Source organism: Pantoea sp. Seng (assembly GCF_009829935.1).
GTDB classification, from domain to species: domain Bacteria; phylum Pseudomonadota; class Gammaproteobacteria; order Enterobacterales; family Enterobacteriaceae; genus Pantoea; species Pantoea communis.
Genome location: NZ_SZZV01000015.1, coordinates 1 through 26,438, shown reverse-complemented (window position 1 = coordinate 26,438; position 26,438 = coordinate 1). Strand labels below are relative to the sequence as shown.

General features: G+C 55.3%; 23 protein-coding genes. 16 read left to right on the top strand and 7 right to left on the bottom strand.

Annotated features, from left to right (window positions below; genetic code table 11):
- Window positions 1–144: 144 nt before the first annotated feature.
- Together FD737_RS16045 and sbcD are read right to left on the bottom strand one after the other, a co-directional pair.
- Window positions 145–3,822, bottom strand: a complete 3,678-nt coding sequence (locus FD737_RS16045) for an SbcC/MukB-like Walker B domain-containing protein (RefSeq protein WP_160834006.1) — start codon at window positions 3,820–3,822, stop codon at window positions 145–147.
- Window positions 3,819–5,030 (bottom strand): exonuclease subunit SbcD, encoded by a 1,212-nt coding sequence (gene sbcD, locus FD737_RS16040; RefSeq protein WP_097117512.1) that lies wholly within the window; start codon window positions 5,028–5,030, stop codon window positions 3,819–3,821. The genes FD737_RS16045 and sbcD overlap by 4 nt, the downstream gene beginning before the upstream one ends.
- 197 nt (window positions 5,031–5,227) lie before the next feature.
- On the opposite strand from sbcD, the gene phoB reads away from it, so the two are divergent.
- The 6 genes from phoB (at window position 5,228) to proY (ending at window position 12,678) form a co-directional block, all read left to right on the top strand.
- Window positions 5,228–5,917 (top strand): phosphate response regulator transcription factor PhoB, encoded by a 690-nt coding sequence (gene phoB, locus FD737_RS16035; protein WP_034830536.1) that lies wholly within the window; start codon window positions 5,228–5,230, stop codon window positions 5,915–5,917.
- Between the two features lie 15 nt (window positions 5,918–5,932).
- Window positions 5,933–7,243 carry a phosphate regulon sensor histidine kinase PhoR gene (phoR, locus tag FD737_RS16030; protein WP_160834005.1) on the top strand — a complete coding sequence of 437 codons (1,311 nt, stop codon included), beginning with the start codon at window positions 5,933–5,935 and terminating at the stop codon, window positions 7,241–7,243.
- Between the two features lie 92 nt (window positions 7,244–7,335).
- A complete protein-coding gene (locus tag FD737_RS16025; RefSeq protein WP_160834004.1) occupies window positions 7,336–8,256 on the top strand; it encodes a PstS family phosphate ABC transporter substrate-binding protein in 921 nt (306 codons plus the stop codon).
- A 173-nt stretch (window positions 8,257–8,429) separates the two neighbouring features.
- Window positions 8,430–9,533 (top strand): cobalamin-independent methionine synthase II family protein, encoded by a 1,104-nt coding sequence (locus FD737_RS16020; protein ID WP_160834003.1) that lies wholly within the window; start codon window positions 8,430–8,432, stop codon window positions 9,531–9,533.
- A gap of 402 nt (window positions 9,534–9,935) precedes the next feature.
- Window positions 9,936–11,255: a branched-chain amino acid transporter carrier protein BrnQ gene (brnQ, locus tag FD737_RS16015; protein ID WP_160834002.1), complete on the top strand. Its 1,320-nt coding sequence runs from the start codon at window positions 9,936–9,938 to the stop codon at window positions 11,253–11,255.
- Window positions 11,256–11,322: 67 nt separating this feature from the next.
- Window positions 11,323–12,678 carry a proline-specific permease ProY gene (proY, locus tag FD737_RS16010; RefSeq protein WP_160834001.1) on the top strand — a complete coding sequence of 452 codons (1,356 nt, stop codon included), beginning with the start codon at window positions 11,323–11,325 and terminating at the stop codon, window positions 12,676–12,678.
- A 127-nt stretch (window positions 12,679–12,805) separates the two neighbouring features.
- On the opposite strand, the gene FD737_RS16005 is transcribed toward proY, so the two are convergent.
- The 3 genes from FD737_RS16005 to FD737_RS15995 form a co-directional block, all read right to left on the bottom strand.
- Window positions 12,806–14,758 (bottom strand): acyltransferase family protein, encoded by a 1,953-nt coding sequence (locus FD737_RS16005; RefSeq protein ID WP_160834000.1) that lies wholly within the window; start codon window positions 14,756–14,758, stop codon window positions 12,806–12,808.
- Window positions 14,759–15,040: 282 nt separating this feature from the next.
- Window positions 15,041–15,850, bottom strand: a complete 810-nt coding sequence (locus FD737_RS16000) for an inositol monophosphatase (protein ID WP_160833999.1) — start codon at window positions 15,848–15,850, stop codon at window positions 15,041–15,043.
- Window positions 15,851–16,014: 164 nt separating this feature from the next.
- A complete protein-coding gene (locus FD737_RS15995) occupies window positions 16,015–16,596 on the bottom strand; it encodes an ACP phosphodiesterase (protein WP_160833998.1) in 582 nt (193 codons plus the stop codon).
- A gap of 105 nt (window positions 16,597–16,701) precedes the next feature.
- Between FD737_RS15995 and queA the strand changes: the two genes are divergently transcribed.
- The 5 genes from queA to secF are packed head-to-tail and all read left to right on the top strand — an operon-like array spanning window position 16,702 to window position 22,145.
- Window positions 16,702–17,772, top strand: coding sequence for a tRNA preQ1(34) S-adenosylmethionine ribosyltransferase-isomerase QueA (gene queA / locus FD737_RS15990; protein WP_058961447.1), 1,071 nt, complete (start codon window positions 16,702–16,704; stop codon window positions 17,770–17,772).
- 38 nt (window positions 17,773–17,810) lie between these two features.
- Window positions 17,811–18,935 carry a tRNA guanosine(34) transglycosylase Tgt gene (gene tgt, locus FD737_RS15985; RefSeq protein WP_160833997.1) on the top strand — a complete coding sequence of 375 codons (1,125 nt, stop codon included), beginning with the start codon at window positions 17,811–17,813 and terminating at the stop codon, window positions 18,933–18,935.
- 25 nt (window positions 18,936–18,960) lie between these two features.
- Complete coding sequence (yajC, locus tag FD737_RS15980; RefSeq protein WP_034831018.1) at window positions 18,961–19,293, top strand: preprotein translocase subunit YajC; 333 nt, start codon at window positions 18,961–18,963, stop codon at window positions 19,291–19,293.
- 25 nt (window positions 19,294–19,318) lie between these two features.
- Window positions 19,319–21,166 carry a protein translocase subunit SecD gene (gene secD / locus FD737_RS15975; protein WP_160833996.1) on the top strand — a complete coding sequence of 616 codons (1,848 nt, stop codon included), beginning with the start codon at window positions 19,319–19,321 and terminating at the stop codon, window positions 21,164–21,166.
- A 10-nt stretch (window positions 21,167–21,176) separates the two neighbouring features.
- The gene (secF, locus tag FD737_RS15970) at window positions 21,177–22,145 is read left to right on the top strand and encodes a protein translocase subunit SecF (protein WP_038648607.1); all 969 of its coding nucleotides are present in this window, start codon (window positions 21,177–21,179) and stop codon (window positions 22,143–22,145) included.
- Window positions 22,146–22,204: 59 nt separating this feature from the next.
- Here the strand turns inward: secF and FD737_RS15965 are convergent, their stop codons facing one another.
- Complete coding sequence (locus FD737_RS15965) at window positions 22,205–22,768, bottom strand: DUF3251 domain-containing protein (protein WP_160833995.1); 564 nt, start codon at window positions 22,766–22,768, stop codon at window positions 22,205–22,207.
- A gap of 15 nt (window positions 22,769–22,783) precedes the next feature.
- Complete coding sequence (gene lysM, locus FD737_RS15960; RefSeq protein ID WP_045833917.1) at window positions 22,784–23,221, bottom strand: peptidoglycan-binding protein LysM; 438 nt, start codon at window positions 23,219–23,221, stop codon at window positions 22,784–22,786.
- A 172-nt stretch (window positions 23,222–23,393) separates the two neighbouring features.
- On the opposite strand from lysM, the gene nrdR reads away from it, so the two are divergent.
- From nrdR to FD737_RS15935, 5 genes are all read left to right on the top strand, one after another.
- A complete protein-coding gene (gene nrdR / locus FD737_RS15955) occupies window positions 23,394–23,843 on the top strand; it encodes a transcriptional regulator NrdR (RefSeq protein WP_034831027.1) in 450 nt (149 codons plus the stop codon).
- Window positions 23,844–23,846: 3 nt separating this feature from the next.
- On the top strand, window positions 23,847–24,950 hold the full coding sequence (gene ribD, locus FD737_RS15950) for a bifunctional diaminohydroxyphosphoribosylaminopyrimidine deaminase/5-amino-6-(5-phosphoribosylamino)uracil reductase RibD (RefSeq protein ID WP_160833994.1): 1,104 nt from the start codon (window positions 23,847–23,849) through the stop codon (window positions 24,948–24,950).
- A gap of 93 nt (window positions 24,951–25,043) precedes the next feature.
- Window positions 25,044–25,514, top strand: coding sequence for a 6,7-dimethyl-8-ribityllumazine synthase (gene ribE, locus FD737_RS15945; protein ID WP_038648599.1), 471 nt, complete (start codon window positions 25,044–25,046; stop codon window positions 25,512–25,514).
- Window positions 25,515–25,533: 19 nt separating this feature from the next.
- Window positions 25,534–25,953 (top strand): transcription antitermination factor NusB, encoded by a 420-nt coding sequence (nusB, locus tag FD737_RS15940; protein WP_038648596.1) that lies wholly within the window; start codon window positions 25,534–25,536, stop codon window positions 25,951–25,953.
- A gap of 47 nt (window positions 25,954–26,000) precedes the next feature.
- On the top strand, window positions 26,001–26,438 hold a 438-nt coding region (locus tag FD737_RS15935), incomplete at its 3' end, for an AIR synthase related protein (RefSeq protein ID WP_237448812.1).

Genomic DNA, 26,438 nt, shown 5'->3' with positions numbered 1-26,438 from the left:
AGGGGATTGCTATGGCATTTCTCTGACTCTGATTAGATCCAGAATTTTTCGCTCAATGGCTCGCACGACGCACAGCTGAATGTCAGGTGCGGCCAGACAGCCGCACCCTGTGAAAAGAGGCTCATTTGATGGCGGGACGGACGTTTATTCCCCCGGCAACTCCAGCTTGCTGTAACCCAGTCCATTCATCTTCCGCACCCTGATCTGCACCGGAATACGTTCTTTCATCGCTTCAACGTGACTGATCACGCCGATGGTTTTACCGCTGGCGTTCAATGCGTCGAGGGCATCCAGCGCGGTGTCGAGTGTTTCGGCGTCCAGCGTGCCGAAGCCTTCATCAAGGAACAGCGATTCAATGCGCGTTTTGTGGCTGACCAAATCAGACAGCGCCAGCGCCAGTGCCAGACTCACCAGGAAGCTTTCGCCGCCGGACAGCGTGCGGGTATCGCGCGTGGCATCGGCCTGCCAGGTATCGACCACTTCCAGCTCCAGCTCATCGGTGACACGGCGTTGCAACAGGTAGCGTCCGTGTAAGCGATCAAGCTGACGGTTCGCCAGCCATACCAGATGATCGAGCGTTAATCCCTGGGCGAAGCGGCGGAATTTATCGCCTTTGGCTGAACCGATTAAATCATTCAGGCGACCCAGTTGCGTCAACTCCACCTCGTCATTGGCAATCTGCGTCAGTAATGATTGCTGCTGCTGACGCTGTTGGGCATCACTGTGCAACTGCTGCTGCGCTTCACCCTGCTGACGGGCATTGTCGCGCAGGGCCAGACGCAGGGATTCCAGCTGTTCAGCAATACCCGCCGCCACTTCGTCACTTAGCGTGGCAGGGCGCTGTTGCTGATGGGCAGTGACGCGCTGCGCCAGCTGTTGGTGCAGGGTAATCTGCTGCTGACGCTGTTGCTCCAGGGCTTGCAGATGCTGGCGCAGATGCTGAATGTCCTGTTCGTCCAGCAACGCGCTGCGCAATGCCTGCTCGTCGGCGAAGGCGCTCTGCTGGAGTGCGCTGTTAAACGCCGTTTCTGCCGCCTGCATACGCAGATGCATGGCCTGAATTTGGCTATCAATTTGCTCACACTGACCATTCAGGCTGTGCAGCTGGCTTTGTGCCTGCTGCCACAGTTGTAACTGCTGCGCCAGCGCCTGTTCGCACTGTTGCAGCAAGGCCTGCTGCTGCTGACGCGCAACGCTCACCTGACGATCGCCAAACAGTTGCTGACGCTGCTGCTGCTGTTCTGCGTGCTGCTGTTGCAGGCTGCTGAGCGCGTGCTGCAATGTCTCCAGCTGCTGCTGCTCGCGCGTCAGGTTGCTTTGCAGGTTGTTCTGCTCGCTGTCGGCTTTAGCCAGTTGCGGCTGTAACTCAGCCAGCAAGCGCTCACTCTGCTGCCAGGCTTGCCAGCGCTGCTGCAACGTAGCCAGCCAACTGGCACGGGCATCGCGTTCGGGCAGCGCAAACTGATGTGCCGTAAGCTGCTGTTCCAGTTGCTGCGCTAACTGCTGCCAGGCGCTATGTTCCTGAGTTTCCCGCTGATTAAGTTCATCCAGCGCTTGCTGCAGGTTGTTCAGTTGCTGTTGTGCCAGCAGTTGTGCGCTATGCTGCTGCTGCCACTGTTGTTGCTGTACCAGATGCGCGTCTTTGGCCTGTTGTAACGCTCGCGCCGCATTTTCGCGCTGCTGCAGTTGCTGCTGCTGCGTGGCTTCCTGCGCATCCTGCTGCTGTTGCCACGCCGTAAAGACTTCCTGCTGATCTAACGTGCAGGTAAGTGCCAGCTCACCGCTTAAAGCTTGCCACTGCTCGCGCGCCACCGCGAGTTGCTGTTCGAATTCGGCAATCTCCTGTTGCAGCACCTGCTGCTGCTGCAGCGACAGCTTGTGCTGTTCACTTTTCGCCGTGCCTGATTCTTTGAGCTTGTTAACCCGCGCTTCCTGTGCCGCCAGCCGCTGCTGGTTTTCACCCGGTTGTAATTGCTGATACTGCGCAATAGCCGGATGCTGGCACGAACCGCACAGCGGGCAGGGCTGATCGGGCTGCAGCCGGGCGCGTTCATCAGCCAACTGTGCAATGGTGCGCTCCAGCTCGCAGATTTTGCGCAGATCGAGCAGCGTCTGGTTCTCACGTTTGTAATCGTCGCGCAGTGCCTGCAAAGCGCGTTCGTCTTGCTGATGCTGTTGCTGTAACAGCGTGAGTTTTTGTTGCCGCTGTTGCAACTGCGGCTGCAACGATTGCCAGCGCGCCGCCAGTAAGCTGAGCTGGTGGCGTGCCGCGCGCTGCTGTTGATGCTGTGTCAGCGCGTCACGCAGTGAGGTGCTGCTGATTTCAGTCTCAAGTGAAGTGAGTACCTGCTCCGCTTGCTGACGTTGCTGGCTGGCCTGCGTCTCAGCCTGCTGCAGAGGTTCTAACCTGCGATCACCTTCGGCAATCGCCTGCTGCTGCTGGGTCAGCTGCGCGTTTTGCTGCTGCTGTTGCGCACGAAGTTGTGTCAGCGCCTGCTCGCGTTCATCGAAACGGGCGATATCAGCTTGCCAGCGCGTCAGTTCTGGCCCCCAGTCTGCTACCGCCGCTTCACGGCTGCGAAATGTCTGCTGTTCTGCCAGCTGCTGTTGTAAGCGCTCACGTGTTAGCAGATGCTGACTGAGCGCGATCTGGCTTTGCTGCACTGTCTGTGACTGTTGCGCATGCAGGCGCTGCTGCTCCGCCAACTGCTGTGCGAGGCTGGCGAGCTGTTGGTCGAGCGGAATCACCTGTTCGGTAAGCAAGGTTTCCAGCTGCTGCTGATCGGCGAGTGCCTGCTCACGCGCTTGCTGTGCCGTCTGATAACTTTTTTCACCCTGCTGCAGCGCGGTTTGCGCATTTTGCTGCTGCGTGTGGAGCTGCTGCGCCTGCTGGGTTGCGAGCTGGTAATCTTGTTGCAACTGCTCACGCTGCTGAAGTTTTTCTCGCAGCTTTTCAGCCGGTTCCGCGCGTGCCAGGCGTTGGCGATCGCTTTCCGCCCGCTGCCATGCCTGTTCGGCATCCAGGTTCGCCTGTGCGGCTTGCTGCTGCTCCTGCGCCAGCTGTTGCGAGTGCGTCAGCCACTGTTGTTGCTGTTGCGCTTGCTCAAGCTGCTCGCTCAGCGTTTTTTCCTGCGCCGTTAAGGCTTCAACCTGCTGCATCAGCTCTGTGCGACGCGTCTCATCCAGCAGCATCATGCCGCCAGCGCGGGCGCGCAGTGTCTCCAGATCGCTGCGTGCGGTGCGCCAGCGCTCGTAAATCTGCATCGAGATTTGGCCGTAAATTTCGGTGCCGGTGAGTTCTTCCAGCAGTTCGGCGCGTTCGCCCGGCTTGGCGTTGAGGAAGGCAGCGAACTGGCCTTGCGACAGCATCATTGAACGGGTGAAACGGTCAAAATCGAGGCCAGAAAGGGTTTCGATGAGCTTGAGTTTGTCACCCACCTTATCGGCCACAATCTGGTTATCCGCCACGCGCGCCAGCTCGACACGCGGTGCCTGCAATTTGCCATCCGCCTGGCCGCGTGCGCGGTTCTGGCTCCAAAAGGCGCGCCAGGCTTCGCCTTTGATCTCAAATTCCACTTCTGCCAGACATTCGGCGGTGTCACGGGTGATCAGTTCGTTTTGCGTCTGGGATAGCACGCCAAGGCGCGGCGTCTGGTGATAAAGCGCCAGGCAAATGGCATCCAGCAAGGTGGTTTTCCCCGCGCCGGTCGCGCCGGTTATGGCAAATAAGCCGTTGCTGGCAAAGGGTTCACGGCGGAAATCGATAAACCATTCACCGCGCAGCGCATTGAGGTTTTTAAAGCGTAACGTCAGGATTTTCATGCGGACGGGTTCTCCAGCGCGGCGAGGGTGGTGCGGAACAGTTGGGTGAGTTGCTCGGCTTGTTCGGCATCTAACTGATCTTCCTGCGCCAGACGGCGGGCGAACACTTCTTCGACTTTCAATTCGCTTAGCGTTTCATTATCCATGCGTGCCAGGCTGCGCTGACGCTGTTCGCGGCTGCGGCGTACCAGTAGCACTTCCACCGGCAGGGCTTCGGTCAGTTGCTCAACGCGGCGCTGCAAATCGCTGAGATATTCTTGCGTGGTGATTTCAATATCAAGCCAGACGGGCTGCTCGCGATCTCCCTCGCTAAATTCGCTCAGCTGTTGTTCGATCTCCGCCATTGAGCCTTTTAGCATCTGCATTGGCTGGAACTGCGGGATCGGGAGGGGAGTGACGCTTTCCAGCTGAGCGCTGAACTCCAGCAGGAACACGCTTTTCTCGCGACCTAATTCATCAAAGCTGAGCGGAATCGGTGAACCGCTGTAGCGAATATGATCGCTATCAGCAATGCGCTGGGCACGGTGAATATGGCCCAGGGCAATGTAATCCGCGGCGGGAAACGCCTGCGCCGGGAAGGCATCCAGCGTGCCGATATAGATATCGCGCACCGAGTCGCTTTTGGTCACGCCAACGGTGGTGAGATGACCGGTGGCAATGATGGGAAGTGCGCGATCTGCCCGCTCGGCCAGCGCTGCGGCATAACACTGTTGATAATGCTGCTCAATCGCTTCCAGCAGTGAGATCTGCTTCTCGCGCCCGGATTGTCCCGCCTGGCTGCGCAAAATATCGCGCGGACGTAAATAGGGAATCGCGCACAGCAGTGCGCCCGGCGTGCCATCGCGTTGATGCAGCGTCAGCACCTGCTGTTCGCCCTGTGGTGTGGCGCTGGTGATCACTCGCGTATTTAAACAGGCGAGTAACTCGCGTGATTCATTCAGGGTAGCGACAGAATCATGGTTGCCCGCCAGCACAATCAATTCACAGTGCGTTGGCTGTAGCGCCACCACGAAGCGGTTAAACATTTCACGCGCATAGCTCGGTGGCGAACCGGTATCAAACAGGTCTCCCGCGATGATTAAGGCATCCACCTGATGCTGCGTAATCTGTGCCAGCAGCCAGTCGAGGAAGGCTTGATGCTCGGCCGCCCGGCTTTTGCTGTAAAAGAACTGACCAAGATGCCAATCCGCGGTGTGAATGATGCGCATGAATACTCCCTGCTTCGTTAAGCGAAGGCGAATTATAACCTCTTCAGATCGCAAAGAAAAAAAAGCGATAATCGTTGTCACATTTCTGTTTTATCACTATCTATCATAGGGAGGGTTTTTCATAAAAGTGTCATAAAACTGACGCATAATGGCGCCGCAAATCCCAGTGACCTATTGTCACAAAAGCAGGAGTTATAATGGCTAAGCGCATTTTGGTTGTGGAAGACGAAGCTCCCATCCGTGAAATGTTATGTTTCGTGCTGGAACAGAATGATTACCAGCCTATTGAGGCAGAAGACTATGACAGCGCGATTGGTAAGCTGATCGAACCCTGGCCTGATTTAATTCTGCTGGATTGGATGTTGCCTGGCGGCAGCGGTATTCAGTTTATTAAACATTTGAAACGTGAAGCCATGACGCGCGACATCCCGGTGATGATGCTGACGGCACGCGGTGAAGAAGAAGATCGCGTACGCGGTCTGGAAGTCGGCGCCGATGACTACATCACCAAGCCTTTCTCACCGAAAGAGCTGATGGCACGTATCAAAGCGGTGATGCGCCGTATTTCACCGATGGCGGTGGAAGAGGTGATTGAGATGCAGGGTCTGAGCCTCGATCCTTCCTCGCATCGCGTGATGTCGGAAAGTACCCCGCTGGAAATGGGACCCACCGAATATAAATTGCTGCACTTCTTTATGACGCATCCGGAGCGTGTTTACAGCCGTGAACAACTGCTGAACCACGTATGGGGCACCAACGTCTACGTTGAAGATCGTACCGTTGATGTGCATATCCGTCGTTTACGTAAAGCACTGGAAGTATCTGGCCACGATCGCATGGTTCAAACCGTACGCGGAACAGGGTATCGTTTCTCTGCCCGCTACTAAACGGAGTCTTTTACCGTGCTGGAACGACTCTCCTGGAAGAGATTATTGACTGAGCTGGCGCTGGTCTGTTTGCCCGCGCTGGTGCTTGGTCTGTTGTTCGGTTATCTGCCCTGGCTACTGCTGATCGCGGTGTCAGGTGTGATGTTTTGGCACTTTAGAAATCTGATGCGTCTGTCGCACTGGCTGTGGGTCGATCGTTCTATGACGCCACCCGCCGGGCGCGGTAGCTGGGAGCCCTTGTTCTACGGCTTGTACCAGATGCAACTGCGTAACCGCCGTCGTCGTCGTGAGTTGGGTAACCTGATTAAGCGCTTTCGTAGCGGCGCCGAATCCCTGCCCGATGCAGTGATCCTGACCACCGAAGAGGGCACCATTTTCTGGTGCAACGGGCTGGCACAACAGCATCTTGGGCTGCGCTGGCCGGAAGATAATGGCCAGAACATCCTCAATTTACTACGCTATCCTGAGTTTTCCCGCTATATCCGCCAACGCGATTTTGACAAGCCGCTGACGCTGGTGCTGAACAATCAACATCATATGGAATTCCGTGTGATGCCCTACAGCGAAGGGCAGTGGTTGATGGTGGCGCGCGATGTCACCCAAATGCACCAGCTGGAAGGGGCGCGGCGTAACTTCTTTGCCAACGTCAGTCATGAACTGCGTACGCCGTTAACGGTGCTGCAGGGCTATCTGGAGATGATGGACGATGCGACGATGAACGAGCGCACGCGCGGCAAGGCGTTGCATACCATGCAGGAGCAAACGCGTCGCATGGATAGCCTGGTGAAACAGTTGCTGACCTTGTCGCGTATCGAGGCCGCACCGGCTATCGATCTCAAAGAGACGGTGGATGTTCCGGGCATGCTGCAACTGTTGCAGCGCGAGGCGGAAACGCTCAGCCAGGGGCGACACAGCATCCATTTCCGCACGGATCCGCACCTCAAAGTCTTCGGTAATGATGAACAGCTGCGCAGCGCCATTTCTAATCTGGTGTACAACGCGGTGAATCACACGCCGGAAGGGACGCGCCTGGATATCAGCTGGCTGCGCACCAAAGAGGGCGCGGAGTTCAAAGTGTGCGATAACGGACCGGGGATCAGCGAGGAGCATTTACCGCGCCTCACCGAGCGTTTCTATCGGGTGGATAAAGCCCGATCGCGCGCCACCGGCGGCAGTGGCTTAGGGTTGGCGATCGTTAAGCATGCATTGAGCCACCATAATGCACGGCTGGAAATCACCAGTATTCCGCATCAGGAAACCTGTTTTAGTTTCGTGCTGCCGCCACGTTTGATTGTGGCGAAGAGCGTGCACAGTAAGGTCAGTTAAGCACGATGAAGTGGCGCAATTGATTGCGTGATGAATCGCGGCGCGACAGAATGTGCAGTTCAATGTTCCTGACCTGATTTGCGGAAGACCTGATGAGATCGCTGTTGCTGTTCACGTTGCTGCTGTGCTCTACGCTGGCACAAAGCCAACAAACCATGCTCACCGGCAATTTGAGCAGCGTCGGTTCCGACACCCTCGGCTATCTGATGACCTTATGGGGCGAGGATTTCAGCCGCCAGTCACCGGGCGTTAACGTTCAGGTACAGGCGGCTGGATCCTCAACCGCACCCACCGCGCTGGCGGCAGGCGCTGCCCAGCTCGGGGCGATGAGCCGCCCGATGCAAATTGATGAACGCCAACTGTTTACCACGCGCTACGGCTATCCCCCGCTGGCGGTGCCGGTGGCGATGGATGCGCTGGTGGTGGTGGTCAATCAGGACAACCCGCTAACGCGTATCGATCAACCGCAACTCGATGCCCTTTTCTCTGTCACTCGTCTGTGTGGTGCGCACTCGGTGCCGCAGCACTGGGGCGATCTTGGCCTCAACCAGGGAGATTGGGCGCGACGCAGTATTCAGCGTTTTGGCCGTAATTCGGCATCAGGTACCTGGGGCTTCTTCAAACAGCAGGCGCTGTGTAAAGGGGATTTCCGCTCAGACGTCGCGGAGTTTCCCGGCTCGGCGGCGGTGGTGCAGGCCGTCGCGGCAACACCCAACAGCATTGGTTATGCCAGTTTTGGTTTTCACTTAAGCGGCGTGAAGATGGTGCCCATCGTCACTGCCAGCGGCGATAGCGTGATGCCGGACGCCGAAACCATTCGCAGCGGCCGCTATCCGTGGTCGCGTCCGCTCTATATTTACGTCAATAAAGCGCCGGGCAAACCGCTGCCGCCGCTGGTGAATGCGTTCCTGCATCAGGTGTTATCACCTGAAGGGCAGCGCCGGGTAACTGAAGGCGGTTATTTGCCACTTTCCGAAAGCCAGATGGCCCAGGCACGTGCCGCCATTGAGTAAAATGGAAGAACGAGCACCCGATCATGAATTTTATTCACGTCACCTGAATTTTCTTCCATTGCCCAATTTGTTTCAGCATGTCACTCTTTATGGACATTTAGCCATCCAGATGGCTATAAATAACCGGGTGAAATTATACCCTGACGCAATTATGCGTTTAGCCAGGAGTGAACATGCCACAACAACAACCGTTCCGTGCCGATACCGTCGGCAGTTTTCTGCGTCCTGCGGCGATCAAGCAAGCGCGCGTGCAGTTTGCCAATGGCGAGATCACGGCTGAGCAGCTGCGTCAGGTAGAAGATAAAGAAATCCGCCACGTGGTCGAGCAGCAGCGCGCTAACGGCCTGCAAGTGGTCACCGACGGCGAGTTCCGTCGCGCCTGGTGGCACTTTGACTTCTTTGGCGATCTGCAAGGCGTTGAGCTATTTGAAGCGGAGCAGGGCATCCAGTTCAACGGCGTGCAAACCAAAGCGCACGGCGTGAAAGTCACCGGCAAGGTGGCCTTTAATCCACATCACCCGATGCTGGATCACTTCCGCTTCCTGAAAAGCATTGCGGGCGACGCCGTGGCGAAAATGACCATCCCAAGCCCAAGCGTGCTGCACTTCCGTGGTGGCCGTAAAGTGATCGATGCCACCGTCTATCCCGATCTGAAAGCGTACTTTGCTGACCTGGCGCAGACATACAAAGATGCGATCGCGGCTTTCTACGCGGCGGGCTGCCGTTTTCTGCAGCTGGATGACACTGTTTGGGCTTACCTGTGCTCTTCGGATCAGCAGCAGCAGATCCGTGAGCGCGGTGAAGACCCGCAGGAACTGGCGCGTATTTACGCTGAGGTGCTGAACAAAGCGCTGGAAGATAAACCAGCTGACCTGACCATTGGTCTGCATGTGTGCCGCGGCAACTTCCGCTCAACCTGGATTTCCGAAGGTGGCTATGAGCCGGTGGCCGAGATTCTGTTTGGTCAGGTGAATATCGATGCTTACTTCCTCGAATATGACAACGAGCGTTCCGGTGGTTTTGAGCCGCTGCGCTTTATCAAACCCGGCCATCAGCAAGTGGTATTGGGTCTGATCACGACTAAGAACGGTGAACTGGAAGATCCGGAGCAGGTGAAAGCGCGCCTGCAGGAAGCTTCTCAGTTTGTGAGTCTGAACCAGATTTGCCTCAGCCCACAATGTGGCTTTGCCTCGACAGAAGAGGGCAACAGCCTGACGGAAGCGCAGCAGTGGCAGAAGATTCGTCTGGTGGTCGATATCGCCAATCAGGTGTGGTGATGCTGTAAACTTGTGCAAACAGGCGCGTAAATCGCGCCTTTTGTGCATTTAAGAGCCCGGTTTTGCGAGGAGATCTCCCGTGATGCGGAAACTTTAAGCAAATCATCTGAGGTGTTTTCACGCTATTTCACGCTGATAAACTGCTTTTCGTCACTTTCTTGTTATATCCTTCTGGTTTTCCGATCCCGTATTGCCTTTCTTCGCTATAAACGTTTTAATTTGCGCCGTTGTCGATTAATCCCTCTGCGAACAGAAGAAAAGTAGATTAAATCACCTGCGCTTTAACGATTAGGCCCGCATAACGCTCTGAACTCATCAGATAAGCCTTTGTTTTTGTGCATGCAGAGGACAACACGCACTCAACTTCCACCGCAACATCAGCTACAGGCAGTACAGAAGTTTATGACACATCGTTTAACCTCCAAGGATATCCTGGCGCTGGGCTTCATGACGTTTGCCCTGTTCGTAGGCGCAGGAAACATTATCTTTCCACCGATGGTGGGGATTCAGTCTGGCGAACACGTCTGGGTTGCCGCTTTCGGCTTTCTGATTACGGCCGTTGGCTTGCCGGTGATGACCGTTATCGCCCTGGCGCGCGTGGGCGGCGGCATTGATGCCCTCAGCTCGCCAATTGGTAAAGCCGCAGGTCTGTTGCTGGCAACGGTTTGCTACCTGGCGGTCGGTCCGCTGTTTGCTACGCCGCGTACGGCGACCGTGTCGTTTGAAGTGGGGATTGCTCCGCTGACTGGTGATGGCGCGCTGCCGCTGTTTATCTACAGCCTGATTTATTTTGCGCTGGTGATTGGCATTTCCCTGTATCCTGGCAAATTGCTGGACACTGTCGGCCACTTCCTCGCTCCGCTGAAAATCGTGGCGCTGACCATTCTCGGTCTGGCAGCACTGCTGTGGCCGGCCGGTGGTATCGCGCCTGCTACGGCTGATTACCAGCGTGCGGCCTTCTCCAGCGGCTTCGTTAACGGCTATCTGACCATGGATACGCTGGGTGCGCTGGTGTTTGGTATTGTTATCGTCAATGCGGCACGTTCCCGCGGCGTTGAAGATGCGAAACTGCTGACCCGTTACACCATGCTGGCGGGCGTGATTGCCGGTGTTGGCTTGACGCTGGTTTACCTGAGCCTGTTCAAACTCGGTTCTGGCAGTGCTGGCCTGGTTGATCAGAATGCCAATGGTGCAGCGATTCTGCATGCGTATGTGCAGCAGACCTTTGGCGGCATGGGCAGCTTCTTCCTGGCAGCACTGATCTTCGTGGCCTGCATGGTGACGGCGGTTGGCCTGACCTGCGCCTGTGCGGAATTCTTTGCGCAATACCTGCCGTTGTCGTATAAAGCGCTGGTGTTTATTCTGGGTCTGTTCTCGATGGTGGTGTCGAATCTAGGCCTGAGCCACTTGATTCAGATCTCGATTCCGGTGCTGACGGCGATTTATCCACCGTGCATCGTGCTGGTGGTGCTGAGCTTCACCCTGAAATGGTGGAATAAGAGCACGCGTATTATCGCGCCAACCATGCTGGTGAGCCTGCTGTTTGGCATCGTTGATGCCATCAAAACCACCAATTTTAAAGATGTGCTGCCGCTGTTTAGCCAGCATCTGCCACTGGCCGATCAGGGACTCTCCTGGTTACCGCCATCGCTGGTGATGCTGGTGATTGCCGCGGTGGTCGATCGGGCAAAAGGACGCGAACAGGTCGCTGCCCACTCGTAATCGACATTGCTGTTAATTTCAACCACGGGCTTGCCCGTGGTTTTTTCATTTACAAGGTATTGGTGTTATGCAAGAAACCAACAAGCTCAAACGCGGACTGAGCACGCGCCACATCCGTTTTATGGCGCTGGGATCGGCAATCGGTACCGGGCTGTTTTACGGCTCGGCGGATGCGATCAAAATGGCAGGCCCCAGCGTGCTGCTGGCGTACATCATCGGCGGTGCGGTGGCGTACATCATCATGCGTGCCTTGGGTGAGATGTCAGTGAATAACCCGCAGGCCAGCTCGTTTTCGCGCTACGCGCAGGACTATCTGGGGCCGTTAGCAGGTTACATCACCGGCTGGACCTACTGTTTTGAAATCCTGATTGTGGCGATTGCCGACGTGACGGCTTTTGGTATCTACATGGGCGTGTGGTTCCCGGAAGTACCGCACTGGATTTGGGTGCTGTCGGTGGTGCTGATTATCGGTGCCATTAACCTGATGAGCGTGAAGGTGTTTGGTGAAGTCGAGTTCTGGTTCTCCTTCTTCAAAGTCGCCACCATTATCATCATGATCATCGCCGGTTTTGGCATGATTTTCTGGGGCATCGGCAACGGCGGTCAGCCTACGGGTATCCATAACCTGTGGACCAACGGTGGCTTCTTCGCTCACGGCATTGTCGGTATGCTGCTGTCACTGCAGATGGTGATGTTTGCCTATGGCGGCATTGAAATTATCGGTATCACCGCCGGTGAAGCGGAAGAGCCTGAGAAGTCGATTCCACGCGCCATTAACTCCGTTCCGCTGCGTATTCTGGTGTTCTATGTCGGCACGCTGTTTGTCATCATGTCGATCTATCCGTGGAACCAGGTCGGCACCTCCGGCAGTCCCTTTGTGCTGACTTTCCAGCATCTGGGCATCGCGGCGGCGGCATCGATTCTTAACTTCGTGGTGCTGACGGCGTCACTGTCGGCGATCAACAGCGATGTGTTTGGCGTCGGGCGTATGCTGCACGGCATGGCGCAGCAGGGCCATGCGCCGAAGATGTTCCAGAAGGTCTCGGATCGCGGGATTCCGTGGGTCACCGTGCTGGTGATGATGGTGGCGATGCTGATCGCCGTGTATCTCAACTACCTGATGCCGGAAAAAGTGTTCCTGGTGATCGCGTCGCTGGCGACCTTCGCCACGGTGTGGGTGTGGATCATGATTCTGCTGTCGCAAATCGCGTTTCGCCGCAAAATTGGCATAGAGCAGGCGGGTAAACTGCAATTCGCCCTGCCTGGCGGCAGCAAAACCGCCTGGTTTGGCGTGGCTTTCCTGGTGTTCATCATTGCCTTGATCGGTTATTTCCCTGACACGCGCGTGTCGCTGTATGTTGGCTTCGCGTGGATTGTGCTGCTGTTGCTGGCCTGGCCGCTGGCGAAAAAGCGGAAAGCCTGATCATTCTGATGCGCATAACGGGTGGGATGTTTGCCCGTTAAGCGTGGAAGGATAGGTAGTGTTCAGGGCGGGAGAGATTCCCGCCCTGAGCTTTTAAGTATGATGAAAAGCGCAGGCCGAAGCACGACTACCAGTTGCTACCCAACGCAATCTCTCCGCCCGCCGGGCTCAGGTGATTGTCATCATAATAGAGCGGCAATCCTCCGCTGGTGATCAAACAGCCCTGCTCATTACACAGATTCTCTCGCAGCGATAACACGCGTACGCCTTGTTGCTTATAGCGCTGCAATAATTTCTCCACGGCCTCTTCCGGGAACTGGAACAATCTGGTGCGCTCAGAGAGCAGCGGCGGAGCTTCCCACTTGCTCAGCCAGGCGCTCAGTTCGCGACGAATCGGAATGTTACGGTTATTGCTGTAGCGCAGCGGGTCAACGTCCACTGAAGGCGCATCCTCTATTACCGTGACCTTTTTGCCCGCCTGAGTCAGCTGAGCCACCACGCGATCCATACCCGCTTGCAGCGCCTCAAGATTACTCTTTTCAGGATGATCGGTTTCGCGGAAACCGGCACCGGGCAACAGGCTCATACCCGATGCCCAATAGGCGCTGATCACCACTTCGTCCACCTTGTCGCTCAGCACCATCTTCAGCACTTCCTGATTAAAGGTAATGCATTGTTGCGCATGATGTGGCATTTGGCTCACCACGCGTGTGGCACCAATCAGGAACGGACAGGAGGCTTTGGTGAGTTGATACAGCGGTTTATGCTGACGTTGTGCATAGCCCGACACCGAAGCACGCAGTGCGGCAGCGTGACTGTCGCCAATTAAGGCGATACCGGGGCGATCGGTGTTTGGATGACACTCCTCATGCCTGGAGGGCAGGTTTGCCCCGTAATCAAGCAAGCACGGATTACGCTGCGCCGAAATTTTCCAGCTGTCCGCATTCACGACGAGTTCACTAACCCGCGATTTCATGCCCCCGGTTTGCCACAACAGTAGCATCGCACCCGCCGCAATCAGGGAAGAGGCACAGTAGCCGGGGATCACCCAACGCGTGCCCATGCGCGTCTGGCGGAAGGGCTGCTCGACAAAGCGCCAAGAAAACCAGGCCAGACCCAGCGCTGCGCCGCAGATCATCAAACCTTGCCAGACGGTAAGGGGGTGATCGCTACAGATGCGCGCCAGACTTAGCAGCGGCCAGTGCCACAGGTACCAGGAATAAGAGATCTTGCCGATAAAGCGCATCAGCGGATTTTCTAACAGTAACTGGTTAAGCTCGCTGCGCGCACCGATCATCAGGCAACCCGCCAGCACGGGAATGATCGCCAACCAGCCCGGAAATTGGCTATGGCTACTAAGCAACAGGCTGGCGGAGATAATCATCATCCAACCCAGCAGATTGAGCAGGCTGGCCGCTCGGCCGGTGAGGGGTTGTGGTTTCCACAGCGCCAGCAGCACACCGGCACCGAGTTCCCAGGCGCGGGTTGGCAACAGATAAAAGGCGTGGGTGGTGGCAAACGGTGTGATCCCGATACAGGCCACCAAAGAGATCACACTCAGTATCAGTACCACAGAGCGCATCGAACGTTTGAGTCGTACGGCCAAAAGCAGAATGAATGGCAGCACAATATAGAACTGTTCTTCTATTCCCAATGACCAGGTCATGAGCAGGGGATTTAAATCGGAATCGGTACTGAAATAGTCACCGCTCTTGAGTAGCAGCATATTGGGTACGGCGATAAATACCGCCAGGCTGTATTTGGCCAGCTGGCTGAACTCTAGCGGTGAAAGCAGGATGAAGCCCAGTAGCAGCAATATCGTCATCATGAAAAATAACGCGGGAGCGATACGTTTAATGCGGCGTAAATAAAATTGATAAAATGAGAAGTGACCCTCGGATATTTCCTTGCTGATAATACCGCCGATCAGAAAGCCGGAAATAACAAAGAAGAGGTCGACACCAATAAAGCCACCCTGCAGCGAGGTGACGCCGGAGTGAAAGAGTACCACCAGAATGATGGCGACGGCGCGCAGGCCGTCAATATCCGCCCGATAACGGTGAGAGGCATTCGCAGTCATAATTTAACCCAGAAGTTAGGATAAGAATGGTTATGCGTTCCAGAAAAAATAAATCGGCGCATCCTGTCGCCGAAAAAAGTTACAAAGGAGAAAAATGGGTATTACAAGGGATGATTGACGCTGACAGAATACGCGCTTTTAGCCGCTAAATATCAGGGCGGAAGAAAATTAGAATAATCGCAGATTAAGGTGGTATTTGTATTTACACCGCTGAAGCATAAATAGCGAAAAGATAAGCCCGGATTATCCTTCAGGCTTATCTTTCATGATGTGGTGAATCGGCTACAGGCTGATATGCGCGGGTAACAGTGCTTTGAGCTGAGGGTAGATAACGCTATTGGCGAGCAGCACAGGATTGCCCTGCTGCAGACCGTTGTGACCAAGGTAATCATTGGTTATGCCGCCGGCCTCACGCATCAATACAATCCCAGGTAAACCGTCCCACGGATTCATATGCGCTTCGTAATAACCAATTAAACGACCAGCGGCGGCCCAGGCACTCATTAATGCGCCAGAGCCATTACGGATGAACATCCCGCCCTGTGACAGCAAGCCACCAATAAAGGTCGTCAACGGTTCCACCGGTTGGCTGTTGGAACTACTAATGCCGAGCACGCCCTGATTGAGATGCTGAGCGCTGTGCGCCTGAATGCGCTTTTCATTGACCCAGGCACCTTTACCGCGACAGGCATGGAAGGTCTCATGATGGTTGGGATCGCAGACCACGCCAATTACCGGCTCATTTTCACAGACAATCGCCAGCGACACGCACCAGTTATGTAATCCATTCAGGAAGTTACTGGTGCCATCAATCGGGTCAATCACCCAGACAAAGCGCGCACCTGTAGTTTCACCACCGCTCTCTTCACCCAGCACGGCATCATCGGGAAAGCGTTCGTAAATCAGGTGCTTGACCAATTCTTCCACGTTGCGGTCGGCTTCGCTAACCACATCCTGTAAATCCTTTTTATGCTCAATCACCAGTTGATGACGCTGCTGATACCAGGATAAAGCGCGGCTGGCTGCAGTTTTAGCGACATCACAGGCAAAGTGATAACGCGCGTCAAGTTCGGTTAGCGTAGCTGATGACATCTTTCCCTCTTATCATTTTCTGGCAAACGAAGTGACAAAAAACGCCGAAACAGGCGACCTGGCGGTGTGACCTACTTAACAAAAGTTAAGAAAGGTTTCATTAAGCCGCAGATGAGTGCGGCTGGCAAGAGGCGTAAATGCTGGGATTGTGAAAAAAAGCGGGTTTAGAGTTGCTGGTGGCGCGCAGCGTCCATCAGGCGCGGATAGAACTGGAAGAACAGCGGTTCAAGTTGCTGATAATGATCGACAAAATCCTGATAGGATTCGCGCAGTGCTGCCAGACGCGGGCGGCGATGTGCCATACCGCTCAATACGCGGGCCAGCCGCGTTGGTTCGGCATAGTGCTCAAACCAGCGCTCGCGCCACATCACCGAATTGAGTTCGATGAATCCTTCTGGCGTGCCGGGCAGTTGCGGCATGATTTCACGCTCGGCTGCCGCCGTGAACGCGACCAGCGATTGGGAAGGGTGCAGCTGGTCCCAGTGCAGCGCGAGGAAGTGATCCCAGATGACATCCAAAGTGATGGGCGCAACGCGACGAGTTTCAGCGCGAAAGAATTGCCGCGCTTCACGCACTTCCGGCAGGTTATCCGTCAAAACATCCAGTCGGCGATGCATAGCGATGCCCGCCACAACCGGTTCCGGCCATTGCGATTGCACATTGCCGCGCACGAAGTCGGCCATCAGATTGCCCAGCAGGGAGCTGTCTGCCAGCTGTGCAAGGTGAAGGTGAGCGAGAAAGTTCATGGCGCATTATAGGCAGAATCACAGATATGCAGCCAGTTGTTCAGAATTTGCCGCTTTTCCGCTAAACTATGCCGCCTGTTTTTTGAGTCCTGAAAGAAGTGATGCATGCGTGTAGCCGATTTTGCTTTTGAGTTGCCAGAATCTTTGATCGCCCACTATCCGCAGGCGCAGCGCAGCGGTTGCCGCTTGCTGGCGCTGGATGGCCCAAGTGGGGCGTTAAGCCATGAAGTGTTTACCGACGTACTGGATAAACTCAATCCGGGCGACCTGCTGGTGTTTAACAATACCCGCGTTATTCCGGCGCGTGTCTTCGGCCGAAAAGCCAGTGGCGGCAAAATCGAGATGCTGGTGGAGCGCATGCTGGATGACAAACGCGTGCTGGCGCATGTGCGTGCCTCGAAAGCGCCGAAGCCGGGTGCAGAGCTGCTGCTGGGCGATGACGAAAGCGTCAAAGCCACCATGGTCGCGCGCCACGATACGCTGTTTGAAATCGAATTTGCCGATGACCGCGCAGTGCTGGATATCCTTAACAGCGTCGGCCATATGCCGTTGCCGCCGTATATTGATCGTCCGGATGAAGAAGCAGACCGTGAACTTTATCAAACCGTTTACAGCGCGCGTCCGGGTGCGGTAGCCGCACCGACCGCCGGTTTGCATTTTGATGAACCGTTGCTGGACGCGCTGCGCGCGAAAGGCATCGAAATGGCATTTGTCACGCTGCACGTTGGCGCAGGTACCTTCCAGCCGGTGCGCGTCGAGAACATCAATGACCACATCATGCACTCTGAGTATGCCGAAGTGCCGCAGGATGTGGTGGATGCGGTGCTGGCGTGTAAAGCGCGTGGCAACAAAGTGGTCGCGGTTGGCACCACCTCCGTGCGTTCTCTGGAGAGCGCGGCGCAGGCGGCTCAGGATGCGCTGATTGCACCGTTCTTCGACGACACGCAGATCTTCATCTATCCGGGCTATCACTATCAGGTGATTGATGCGCTGATCACTAACTTCCATCTGCCGGAATCGACGCTGATCATGCTGGTGTCAGCATTTGCCGGTTACAAAAATACCATGGCGGCTTACCAAAGCGCGGTGGCAGAGCAGTACCGTTTCTTTAGCTACGGGGATGCCATGTACATCACCCGTAATCCACAGGCTCCTGACGAAGTGGTTGGAGCTTAATAATCAGACTGTTTCTCTGATTATCTAATGAGGTCAATGTGAAATTTGAATTAGATACCACCGACGGGCGCGCGCGCCGTGGCCGTTTGGTGTTCGATCGTGGTGTGGTTGAAACCCCGGCATTCATGCCTGTGGGCACCTACGGCACCGTGAAGGGCATGACGCCGGAAGAAGTGAAAGACACCGGCGCGCAGATCCTGCTCGGTAATACCTTCCACCTGTGGCTGCGCCCGGGCCAGGAGATTATGAAACTGCACGGTGACCTGCACGATTTCATGAACTGGCAGGGACCGATCCTCACTGACTCCGGCGGCTTCCAGGTGTTCAGCCTCGGTGACATTCGTAAGATCACCGAAGCGGGCGTGCATTTCCGTAATCCGATCAACGGCGACCCGATTTTCCTCGATCCGGAAAAATCGATGGAAATTCAGTACGACCTCGGTTCAGACGTGGTGATGATTTTCGACGAGTGTACGCCGTATCCAGCAGACTGGGATTACGCCAAACGTTCGATGGAGATGTCACTGCGTTGTGCGCAGCGTAGCCGCGATCGCTTTGATTCACTCGGGAATAAAAATGCGCTGTTCGGCATTATTCAGGGCGGTGTTTACGAAGATTTACGAGATGTCTCGGTTAAAGGTCTGGTAGATATCGGCTTTGATGGGTACGCTGTGGGCGGCCTGGCGGTGGGTGAACCTAAAGAGGACATGCACCGTATCCTGGAACACGTCTGTCCGCAAATTCCGCAAGATAAACCGCGTTATTTGATGGGCGTCGGCAAGCCAGAAGATCTGGTGGAAGGCGTTCGCCGCGGTATCGATATGTTTGACTGCGTCATGCCAACGCGTAATGCGCGTAATGGTCACCTGTTTGTGACCGATGGCGTGGTGAAAATCCGTAACGCCAGGTATAAAGATGACACGGCAACGCTGGATGCGGATTGTGATTGTTACACCTGTCGCAATTATAGCCGCGCCTACTTGTATCATCTTGATCGTTGTAACGAAATACTGGGCGCACGTCTGAATACGATTCACAATCTGCGCTATTACCAGCGTCTGATGGCGGGTTTACGTAAGGCCATCGAAGAGGGTAAATTAGAGCACTTTGTTAGCGAGTTCTACCAACGGACGGGTAAAGCGGTTCCACCGTTAAACGTCTGATAATTCTATCAATGAGGGAAATTTAATGAGCTTTTTCATTTCTGACGCCGTTGCCGCAGCAGGCGCTCCGTCTCAGGGAAGTCCTTATTCTCTGGTGATCATGCTGGTGGTGTTTGGTCTGATCTTCTATTTCATGATTCTGCGCCCGCAGCAGAAACGTTCTAAAGATCACAAGAAGCTGATGGATTCCATCTCTAAAGGTGATGAAGTGTTAACCAGCGGTGGCCTGGTAGGTCGTGTGACCAAAGTGGCTGACAACGGCTACGTTTCTATCGCCCTGAACGACACCACTGAAGTAGTTGTAAAACGTGATTTCGTGGCCGCCGTTCTGCCGAAAGGTACTATGAAGGCGCTGTAATTTTTTCTTCCCGAAGGGAACTGCCGTGTTAAACCGTTATCCTTTGTGGAAGTACATCATGCTGGTCGTCGTGATTCTCGTCGGCCTGCTCTATGCGCTTCCTAACCTTTATGGAGAGGATCCGGCCGTTCAGATCACTGGTGCGCGCGGTGGCGCCGCCAGTGAACAGACGTTGGATCAGGTCCAGACTTTATTAAAACAAGATAAAATCCAGAGCAAATCCCTCGCTCTGGAAAATGGCGCCATTCTGGCCCGTTTTGACAATCAGGATGCGCAGCTGCGCGCGCGTGATGCCATCACTACCGCGTTGGGCGACAACTATGTTGTGGCACTCAACCTCGCGCCGGCTACTCCGCGCTGGCTGACCATGCTGGCTGCACAGCCGATGAAACTCGGTCTTGATCTGCGTGGCGGCGTACACTTCCTGATGGAAGTGGATATGGATACCGCTCTGGGCAAGCTGCAAGAGCAGAATGCCGATGGCCTGCGCAGTGACCTGCGCGACAAAAGCATCCCGTATACCAACGTCAATAAAATCGCTAACTACGGTGTAGAAGTGCGTTTCCGCGACGGTGCCAGCCGTGATGCGGCGATCAGCTACCTGTCACCGCGTCATCGCGATCTGGTGATCTCCAGCGTCGGCAGCGATACGCTGCGTGCGGTGATGACCGATGCGCGTCTGAGCGAAGCCCGTGAGTATGCGGTTCAGCAGAACATCAATATCCTGCGTAACCGTGTGAACCAGCTTGGCGTTGCCGAGCCTCTGGTGCAGCGTCAGGGTTCTGACCGCATCGTGGTGGAACTGCCGGGTATTCAGGATACGGCGCGTGCCAAAGAGATTCTGGGTGCCACTGCGACCCTGGAATTCCGTCTGGTAAACACCACCGTTGATCCAACTGCCGCGGCGAGTGGCCGTGTGCCGGGTGATTCGGAAGTGAAAGAGACGCGTGAAGGCCAGCCAGTGGTGCTGTACAAGCGTGTGATTCTGACCGGTGACCATATTACCGATTCGACGTCCAGTATGGACGAGTACAACCAGCCGCAGGTGAACATTTCACTGGATGGCGCGGGCGGTAACATGATGTCGAACTTCACCAAGGACAACATCGGTAAAGCGATGGCGACCCTGTTTGTGGAGTACAAGGACAGCGGTAAGAAAGACGCCAACGGTCGTGCAATCCTGGTGAAACAGGAGCAAGTGATTAACGTGGCGAACATTCAGTCGCGCCTCGGTAACAGCTTCCGCATCACCGGTATCAACAACCCGAACGAAGCGCGTCAGCTGTCGCTGCTGCTGCGTGCCGGTGCGTTGATCGCGCCAATTCAGATTGTGGAAGAGCGTACCATTGGTCCAACAATGGGCCAGCAGAACATCACTCAGGGTCTCGAAGCCTGCTTGTGGGGTCTGATCGCGTCCATTCTGTTTATGGTGGTGTTCTATAAGAAATTTGGTTTGATTGCGACCAGCGCGCTGCTGTGCAACCTGGTGCTGATTGTCGGCATCATGTCACTGCTGCCGGGTGCGACCCTCACCATGCCGGGGATTGCCGGTATCGTGTTGACGCTGGCGGTTGCTGTCGATGCCAACGTGTTGATTAACGAACGTATTAAAGAAGAACTGCGTAACGGACGCTCGGTACAGCAGGCGATTCACGAAGGCTACAAAGGCGCCTTCTCCAGTATCGTCGATGCCAACGTCACTACGCTGATCAAAGTTATCATTCTTTATGCGGTCGGTACCGGCTCCATTAAAGGCTTTGCGATCACCACCGCTATCGGTATCGCGACCTCAATGTTCACCGCTATCGTCGGCACCCGTGCCATCGTTAACCTGGTTTACGGCGGCAAACGCATCAACAAGCTGTCCATCTGAGGAGTGCGTTGTGGCACAGGAATATAGTATTGAGCAGCTAAACCACGGGCGTAAGGTCGTCGACTTTATGCGCTGGGATACGCTGGCATTCATCATCTCCGGTCTGCTGATTGTGGCGTCTATCGCCATTATCGGTGTGCGAGGCTTCAACTGGGGCCTCGACTTTACCGGCGGAACGGTGATTGAGATTAACCTGGAAAAACCGGCCGATCTGGACGCACTGCGTGAAGGTTTGGTGAAAGCGGGCTTCCAGGAGCCGCTGGTGCAGAACTTTGGCAGCAGCCGTGACGTGATGGTGCGTATGCCGCCAGCCACCGGTGCAGCAGGTCAGGAGCTCGGCAACAAAGTCGTGACCTCCATCAATGAGACGACGCAGCAGAACGCGACCGTGAAGCGCATTGAGTTCGTCGGCCCAAGCGTGGGTAGCGATCTGGCGCAAGCCGGTGCGATGGCGCTGCTGTCGGCACTGATTGCGATTCTGATCTATATCGGCTTCCGCTTTGAGTGGCGTCTGGCGCTGGGTACCGTGCTGGCACTGGCGCATGACGTCATTATCACCTGCGGCATTCTGGCGTTGTCACACATCGAGATCGACCTGACGATTGTCGCGTCACTGATGTCGGTGATTGGTTACTCGCTTAACGATAAAATCGTGGTTTCCGACCGTATTCGTGAGAACTTCCGCAAAATTCGTCGCGGTTCTTCCTACGATATTACTAACGTGTCGCTGACCCAGACGTTGAGCCGTACCCTGATCACCTCGCTGACCACGCTGGCGATGATTCTGATTCTGTTCATCTTTGGTGGTGCGCTGCTGAAAGGCTTCTCGCTGACCATGCTGATCGGTGTCACCATCGGTACCGTTTCATCGATCTATGTTTCTTCTGCTCTGGCATTGAAACTGGGTATGAAGCGTGAACACATGCTGGTGCAGAAAGTGGAGAAAGAGGGCGCAGATCAGCCTTCTATCCTGCCTTAATTCTGCTGATGAAATGAAACGGGCTGCCTAAGGGCAGCCCGTTTTTTTATGCCTGCTGATCAGGGCGCGGTTTTGGTGGCTGCTGTGCTCTGCACATCATGCACGCGCACAAAGCCGAGTTGCTCCGGCGTCAGTCCGCTCAGGCGCAGCGGCACTGTTACCGAACTGCGTGGCATCAGACTCGCCTCAACCTGAATGGTCTGGCTCAGACTCTCCGCATTCAGCGGTTTGCCACTGGCTGGATCCAGCTCACCCCACACCACCGTGGCGCTCAGCGCGGGGATCGGCTGGTCATCGGTGGAACGGATATTCAGGTTGGCGCGACTACCACTGGCTTCCCCCTCGACGCGAGACAGTGACAGGCGCAATTTGCCCACCTGCGTCTGTAACTCGACGGGAGTGTTGGCTTGCGGCAACAGCCATGCCCCCTGGGTTGATTGCCCATTGAGTTGACCCTGAATTTCCAGCGCCGTTGCCTGATTGGTGAGCTTGCGCATCTGCTGGTTAAGCTGGCTGACTTCCTGATGTAACTCTTTGACCTGCGGTGAAGTCGGCGTTGAACTACAACCACTGAGCACCAGCAGCGAAAGTGCGGTGGGCGCCCAAAACGTCCTGATCGTCATGCATTGTCCTTTCTGTTATTTCGGAATACGTAATACCTGGCCGGGGTAGATCTTATCAGGATGCGTCAGCATTGGCTTGTTTGCTGCGAAAATCTTGTTGTATTCATTGGGATTCCCGTAGACCTGTTTGGAAATCGCACTCAGGGTGTCGCCTTTTTTCACCGTATAGAAATCGGCTTCTGGCGCACTGTCGGTGACGGTGACCTTGTCATCGACCTTGGTAATCCCTGCCACGTTACCGGCGGCCACCAGGATTTTCTCCTTCAGCTCCTGTGAAATGCCATCACCGCTCACGGTAACGGTGTCGCCTTGCACATCGACTTTGACTTTATCGCTGTCAGGTAAGCCGAGTTGATTAATATGATCCTGTAGTTTTTTGCTGGGATCGTCAGCGCCAGTGACGGCATCCCATAACTTTTCACCTGCTTCTTTCACGAAATTGAACAGACCCATGTGACCTCCTGCAAATGTGCCGGATTGGCTGTTTAAGCTTAGTGGCTTTTCTTGTTTACAGAGCGTGACATCCTGCATCTGTGAGCCAGGCGGTGATTCGGTCGCGTGTATTCAGTTGCTTTGAAGATCGCGCTACACTGTGTGGCCTATTTATCTCGCGACAGGAAACGTCATGCATTGCCCCTTCTGCTCCGCTGTGGATACCAAAGTGATTGATTCTCGCCTGGTCAGTGAAGGTTCATCGGTGCGTCGCCGCCGCCAGTGTCTGGTGTGCCATGAGCGTTTTACCACCTTTGAAGTGGCTGAGCTGGTGATGCCGCGCGTGGTGAAAAGCAACGATGTGCGTGAACCCTTTAACGAAGATAAGCTCGCCAGCGGCATGATGAAGGCGCTGGAGAAGCGCCCGGTGAGCGCCGATGCGGTGGATAACGCCGTCAACCACATTAAAACGCAACTGCGTGCCACTGGCGAGCGCGAAATTCCCAGCAAGCTGGTCGGTAATCTGGTGATGGAAGAGCTGAAGAAACTCGATAAGGTCGCTTACATCCGCTTTGCTTCGGTGTACCGCAGCTTCGAAGATATCCGTGATTTTGGCGAAGAGATCGCCCGCTTACAGGACTAAGCCATGACTGACGAACGCTACATGGCGCGTGCGCTGGAACTGGCGCGTCGCGGACGTTTTACCACCACACCTAATCCTAATGTTGGCTGCGTGATTGTACGCGACGGCGAGATTGTCGGCGAAGGCTGGCATCACCGTGCGGGCGAGCCGCATGCTGAAGTGCACGCGCTGCGCATGGCGGGTGAAAAAGCTAAAGGTGCGACCGCTTATGTCACGCTGGAGCCCTGCAGCCATCATGGCCGCACGCCGCCGTGTTGCGATGCGTTGATCGCTGCGGGCGTCAGTCGCGTGGTGGCGGCAATGCAGGATCCCAATCCGCAAGTGGCGGGACGCGGCTTGTATCGTTTGCAGCAGGCCGGGATTGAAGTCAGCCACGGCTTAATGATGAGCGAAGCTGAAGCATTGAATCGTGGTTTTCTGAAACGTATGCGCACTGGCTTCCCGTGGATTCAGCTCAAACTCGGCGCATCCCTTGATGGGCGCACCGCGATGGCCAGTGGCGAAAGTCAATGGATCACCTCGGCGGCGGCAAGGCGCGATGTGCAACAATTACGTGCCCAGAGTTCGGCTATTCTTACCTCGAGTGCCACAGTGCTGGCAGACGATCCGTCATTAACCGTGCGCTGGGGCGAACTGAATGAAGATGCACGCCAGCAGCTGGATGAAGCCACGCTGCGTCAGCCGATTCGCGTGGTGATTGATAGCCAGCAGCGTGTGACGCCGCAACATCGACTGATGAGTCAGTCGGGCGAAACCTGGCTGATGCGCAGTGAAATCGATCAGCAAACCTGGCCAGACAGCGTCAGCCAGATTGCGGTGCCGCTGCGCGGAGAACAACTGGATCTGGTGGCGATGATGATGATACTCGGCCAGCGTCAGATTAACTCGGTGTGGGTTGAAGCTGGCGCCAGTCTGGCGGGGGCACTGTTACAGGCTGGACTGGTCGATGAACTGATTGTCTATGTGGCACCGAAACTACTGGGCAATGCGGCACGCGGCCTGTGTGAACTGCCTGGGCTGGAACGATTGTCCGATGCGCCAGAGCTGAAGTTTAGTGACGTACGCAAGGTTGGCGCGGACCTGCGACTGACCCTGACGCCCGCTTAAGCACCGACTGAAAAGCCTGAGCGCGTTGTCGAAGAGTATGATAGAATCCGCCCCCTTCTGCGGGGCCATAAATCAAACACCCAAAGGATATGTATGAAAGTTATCGAAGCTCCTGTTGCCGCGCCTGATGCTAACATTGCCATCGTCATTGCGCGTTTTAACAACTTCATTAATGACAGCCTGCTGGATGGCGCGGTGGATGCGCTGAAGCGTATTGGCCAGGTCAAAGCAGAAAACATCACTGTGGTCTGGGTTCCAGGCGCTTACGAACTGCCTCTGGCAGCGCGCGCACTGGCAAAAGCCGGTAAGCACGATGCAATCGTGGCTCTGGGAACCGTGATCCGTGGCGGCACCGCCCACTTCGAATATGTGGCAGGTGAAGCCAGCTCTGGCATTGCCAACGTGGCGATGACCAGCGAAATTCCGGTGACTTTCGGCGTGTTAACCACCGAAAACATCGAGCAGGCGATTGAACGCGCCGGCACCAAAGCAGGTAATAAAGGCGCCGAAGCGGCCCTGACTGCACTCGAAATGATTAACGTATTGAAAGCCATCAAAGCCTGATTTTTGGAAGGGGAATTTTGTGAAACCTGCTGCTCGTCGTCGCGCCCGTGAGTGCGCTGTCCAGGCGCTTTACTCCTGGCAGCTGTCGAACAACGACATTGCCGATGTGGAATACCAGTTTCTGGCGGAACAAGACGTCAAAGACGTCGATATTAGCTATTTCCGCGAATTGCTGGCCGGTGTGGCGACTAACAGCGCGTACCTGGACGGTCTGATGAAGCCTTACCTGTCACGTCAGTTGGAAGAGCTGGGTCAGGTGGAAAAAGCCATTCTGCGTCTTTCGCTGTATGAGCTGAGCAAACGTTCTGATGTGCCTTATAAAGTGGCCATCAACGAAGGCATCGAACTGGCCAAAGTGTTTGGCGCCGAAGACAGCCACAAGTTTGTCAACGGCGTGCTGGATAAAGCAGCCCCACAAATTCGACCCAATAAAAAATAAATGCGAAAGGCCGGTTTACCGGCCTTTTTCTCATTGAGACCTGACTTATGTCCTGTGGTGAATTCGAACTGATCGCACGTTATTTTAACCGCGTTACCAGCTCCCGCCGCGATGTGGAGAAGGGAATTGGTGACGACTGTGCGTTACTGAACGTGCCCGAAAAACAGACGCTGGCCATTAGCACCGATACGTTGGTGGCGGGCGTGCACTTCCTGCGTGATATCCATCCTGCCGATCTGGGTTACAAAGCGCTGGCCGTGAATCTCAGTGATTTGGCGGCAATGGGTGCCGATCCGGCGTGGTTGACGCTGGCGATTACCTTGCCTGAAGTGAATGAAAGCTGGCTGGCCGCATTTAGCGACAGCCTGTTTGAGTTGCTTGATTACTACGATATGCAGCTGATTGGTGGTGATACCACGCGCGGACCACTGAGCCTGACGTTGGGTATTCACGGTCTGGTGCCGGCTGGACGCGCATTAAAGCGT